Origin of the sequence: Nonlabens dokdonensis (assembly GCF_002162835.1) — a bacterium.
GTDB classification, from domain to species: domain Bacteria; phylum Bacteroidota; class Bacteroidia; order Flavobacteriales; family Flavobacteriaceae; genus Nonlabens; species Nonlabens dokdonensis_B.
Genome location: NZ_MAAX01000075.1, coordinates 1 through 4,800 on the forward strand (window position 1 = coordinate 1; position 4,800 = coordinate 4,800).

At 33.1% G+C, this 4,800-nt stretch carries 4 protein-coding genes; 1 reads left to right on the forward strand and 3 read right to left on the reverse strand.

Annotated features, from left to right (window positions below):
• Window positions 1–754, forward strand: a 754-nt coding sequence (locus tag A9Q93_RS04700; protein WP_303686225.1) for an FAD-binding oxidoreductase, incomplete at its 5' end; no start/stop codon positions are given.
• Here A9Q93_RS04700 and A9Q93_RS04705 read toward each other — a convergent pair.
• From A9Q93_RS04705 to A9Q93_RS04715, 3 genes are all read right to left on the reverse strand, one after another.
• Window positions 720–1,475 carry a hypothetical protein gene (locus A9Q93_RS04705; protein ID WP_303686226.1) on the reverse strand — a complete coding sequence of 252 codons (756 nt, stop codon included), beginning with the start codon at window positions 1,473–1,475 and terminating at the stop codon, window positions 720–722. The two genes, A9Q93_RS04700 and A9Q93_RS04705, sit on opposite strands and share 35 nt — an antisense overlap.
• Before the next feature lie 140 nt (window positions 1,476–1,615).
• Entirely contained in the window at window positions 1,616–3,211 is a 1,596-nt protein-coding gene (locus tag A9Q93_RS04710; protein ID WP_303686227.1) for a T9SS type A sorting domain-containing protein, read from the reverse strand.
• 341 nt (window positions 3,212–3,552) lie between these two features.
• A partial coding sequence (locus tag A9Q93_RS04715) for a glycoside hydrolase family 3 C-terminal domain-containing protein (protein ID WP_303686228.1) occupies window positions 3,553–4,800 on the reverse strand: 1,248 nt, incomplete at its 5' end.

The following is a 4,800-nucleotide window of genomic DNA, read 5'->3' on the forward strand; positions in this document are numbered from 1 at the left end:
ACTTGAAGAACTTCCCAAAAGTCGTAATGCTGCGTTTATAGGACTCAATGATTATAAAGATGTAGTTGCATTTCTTAAATATTGCGACAGTAAACTCGCTGGTAAACTTAGTGGTTTTGAATTGTTATGGAAGAACAGCTATAAGCAAATGACCAGCGTTAACGACAGCGTCAGACCACCATTGCCTTATAATTACAACTATTATGTGTTAATTGAGTCTCTAGGGGCACATCAATCAAATGATTATGATGAATTTCAAAGTTTATTAGAAGAAGCTCTTGAAAATGAAAAGATAATAGATGCTGTTATAGCGAGTTCACAAAGTGAAGTAAACTGGTTTTTCAGAATCAGAGAAGATGTAAATAACTTAGTTGATTTTATGAATCATGACCAGCATTTTGACATCAGCTTACCTATCCCTAACATTGGCAGGTATATTGAAGAGCGTTATGAAGCTTTAAAAAAGATAAAGGGTGTTGAACAAGTTTATGCTTTCGGGCACGTTGCTGATGGGAATATTCATTTCATGGTAGGAAAATCAAATGATTCTGTAGCGTTAAAAAAAGAAATTGATCACTGCATCTATAGTGGATTGAAGGCTATAGGTGGATCTGTAAGTGCAGAACATGGTATAGGGTTACATAAAAAGAATTATTTAAGTTTATGTAGAACTGAAGATGAAATAAACTTGATGCAAGTAATTAAAAAGTCCATGGACCCTAAAGGACTTTTGAATCCTGGAAAGATCTTTTAGCCTTAACCTCAATAAGCTTTTGTTCTTCAGTATAATAATACACATATTTTATTAAGCAATAAAAGGCAAAAATATACATGGCACGATCAAGAAAATAAAATAAAAAGGGTTCCATCTTATAATAATATGCCAGCATAGCTGAAAAATCCGAAAAAACTAAGCCAAATGTAGCGTACATGAAATAGGCAGTTTTGAAACTTAATCGAGTAGCATTATGTAGTCCAGATATCAAGCACATAATAATACCCATTATACCACTCACTTTTAGAGAATAAAATATGATGTCTGAGTCAAAATCAGAGCTGATATTATTAGATAAGAAATTAAAAGTGTAAAAATTAAAAACTAATACAAATGCATAAATAAGATATTCATACCAATTGATTTGAGTCCATTCTATATTTCGCACTACATTTAGGGCGAGAAGTAGGTACGATAATGTTGCTGTAATTCCATAAAGAAAAACTCCCCAATTATATTCATAACCTACAATAGCTATATCAGAAACTATAATGATTAATAATACAGCGTAAATTAATCGATGGTTAAATTTGTATGCAAACAGATATACTAAAACTGAAATCGTACTAGCTAAACGAAATATTTTAGAAATCATCAAATCATAGAAAAACACTGTGACCATATTGACAACGAGTAAAATTGAAATAAAAACGATCAATCGCTTATTAAAATCATTTGCTATAAATATCTTCCACCCCATTGTTTAAAAATAACTAAAATGTAAGAATGTTTCCAAGTTATTTTTCCACGCATATATTAATTTAAAGTCATAACGCTTGATAAATAAAAAAGGGCTGTCTAGCGACAACCCTTTTCCCAAAACAAAATTAACGTACTTATTTAATTCTTAACTAATTTCAAATTTTGACTTCCTTGAGCAGAAGTTACTTTAGCGATGTATACTCCATTAGATAAAGTATCACTATTAATCAAAACAGAGGTAGAATCTGCATCTTGCGTTAAAACTAACTTACCAGATAAATCATAAACTTGTACTGAGTGTAATATAGTGTCTGTAGAAGATATAGTCCAACCGCTAACAGCTGGGTTAGGATATACTTTAAATGGTGCTGCACTAAAATCAGATACACTTGCAGTTGTATTCTTATGTAAGTATAAGTTATCATACCAAATAGTAGATACGTTTGAAGTTATTATAAACTGCACAATATCATTTCTTGTCGTATCACCAGTAAAAGCAGCATCAATAACGACGTCTATAACATTCCAACCATTTACTAAAGTTTGAGCTGCGCCCGCACCATCTCCAATTTGTAACTGGAAAGCAGATACCTCACCTGCGGTTCCACCCCATTGAGAGAACTTAAGATTGATTTCTTTACCTACTAAGTTAGGTTCTTCTATGTAGATATCCATATGAAAATTAGTAAATCCAGAAGCATCTATTGTTCTTGCACCTTGCCAGTCCACACCTTCACAACCTAAACCATCAACTCTTTTCATTGCCTCACCAGCTATTGTAACGTCTGAAGTATTTCCTGGACACCAGTTGGTATTAAATGTATCAACAGCAATATCAGAATAAGCGTCACTAAAAATAGAGATTACATCTGCAGGAACTCTGTTAGGAGGTGTTGCTGCTCCCATAGATGGACCTACTGCAGCAAAAGAAATTGTATAAGTCTCATTACTCATTCCATTCATAGAAGTTACATTAATCGTTGCATCACCAGGAAGCGCTGTTGCTTGATTAATTACAACCATTGCATTAGAATCTGTGGCAGTAGCAAGAGTTATTTGCGGTACCGTTGTAGTTCCAGAAGGTAAATCTACGTTATAAGAGAAAACTCCAGATGAAAAGTTAGATAACGGAGCGTTATCAATTTCAATCGCACTCAATGTGGCATCAGCACCAGCAACAGTTGGGTTTTTCCAGAAATATACATTGTCTAAGTAAATGTCTACAGGTACTGTACTTCCTGGACCATTAGCAGCAAATTTCATTTGAAAAACACTATCCCATGTCATTCCAGTAAAAGCTGATTTAGGAATATCTACTGAAGTCCATGCTCCAGAGGTGTAAGTTATTGATACTAATGTTTCACCAGCTCCGGAACCATTATTAATCGGGCTTACCTGAATATCTGTAGCACCTGGAGTTGCAGATGTCCATATATCAACATGCAAAAACTCCATTGAAGAAACATTTGTTGCAGTTAACTCAGTTCCTTGATAGTTAAAATTAGGATAAGCAAGTAATAGCTCCCCATTTCCTGGATCAAACATAGGGTTTACCTGAGTATGACCTGACTGTCCCCAGTTTGGATCATAATTATTAGCTATATTAGTATATGTATCTCCATATATTGAAACGACGTCAGCGGCATTATTAGTAGGCGCTGCTGGTGAAGTACTAGGCTGGGCAAAACCCAAATTAGTAATAAAGAGAATTAATAAAAAAGTAATTTTTTTCATAGTAGACGTTTTTTAATTATGAACATGTTATTTAACTGTTTAAATTTAGTTAAATACATTATACAAAAGTTAAAATAGACCTTTACAAAAAACATACAATACATCTTTTGATAAAACCACATATGTAAAACATATAAATAACTGTTTTTCAAGTAAATGAACCTTAAAATAAAAATTACGATTTAAATAATTATCTACCTTCAATTGCTTAATGATGTGGTAATGTTGTAGTAAATTGTAGAAAATAAAACATAACTCTATCGATTGAAATCATGTTAAAAAAATATAAATAAGAGTTTTACGAAAAGGTTTGCGTTAAATACCTCAATACGATTTAAAATTTAAAAAATCATTTCCATACTTGATGAAAATTCTGGATTAGAACTATTCCCAATAGAAATATCAAAAACCCCATCTTCATAAAACAACTTTCCGTTATTATCATAATAACTAAAATCTAATTTTGACAGCTTAAATACAATGGTTTTATTTTCATTTGGTTGAAGGAATATTTGTTGAAAAGCTTTCAATTCTTTCATAGGTCTAACCACTTTAGAAAATCGGTCTTTCAAATAGAGTTGTACTACATCCTTTCCAGCAACATCACCTGTATTCTCTATATCAATGCTCACCTTGATATATTTACCTTGATTAAAATTATTTTCTATCTTAAAATTAGTGTACTTAAACTCTGTATAACTTAATCCATAACCGAATGGCCACAAAGGCTCATTTGAAACATCTTGATAATGCGACCAGAAGACAAAATCTTTAGATGGTAATGAAGGTCTTCCAGTACTTTTATCATTGTAATAAATAGGAACTTGTCCTACGCTCCTAGGAAACGTCATGGGTAACTTACCAGATGGATTGTAATCTCCATATAATATTTTTGCTATCGCATTACCACTTTGAGAACCCAGATGCCATGCCTCAACTATAGCTGGCACATTCTCTTTAGCCCAAGGAAGAGCTAACGGTCTGCCATTATTTAAAATTAAAACAATGTTCCTATTAACTTTATAGATTTCTTCAAGAAGTTGTTGTTGTAAACCTGGTAAATCAATTTGAGTTCTACTTCTCCCTTCACCACTTTGTAAACCGTTTTCCCCAAGTACCATCACAACAACATCTGCATTTCTAGCCACTTGAATAGCTTCTTGTAAACCAGTAGTGTCAGTTTCATTAATTTTGACTTCTTTAGAGAACTCAGTTGGGGCAGTAATTAATTCAGGTCCACTAGAGTAAATAATATCCTGATTATATTCCTGCATTCCTTCCAGTACGCTTATGGCGCTATTATCTACCGCCATAGCTCGCCAGTTTCCTAAAGGGCTGTCTTTATCAGCGGCTAGTGGTCCTATTAAAACAATATTTTTATTTGACTTATCAAGAGGTAATAGTTTATTCTCGTTTTTAAGTAATACTACAGATTTTAGAGCCATATCTAGTACTCCATCTGTTAATTCTTGACTTCCTATAACTTCTTTCTCTAACTCTTCACTACAGTATTTATAGGGATCATCAAATAATCCCAACTCAAATTTCACCTTCAGAATACGTTTGACAGCCTCATCGATAGTGGCTAA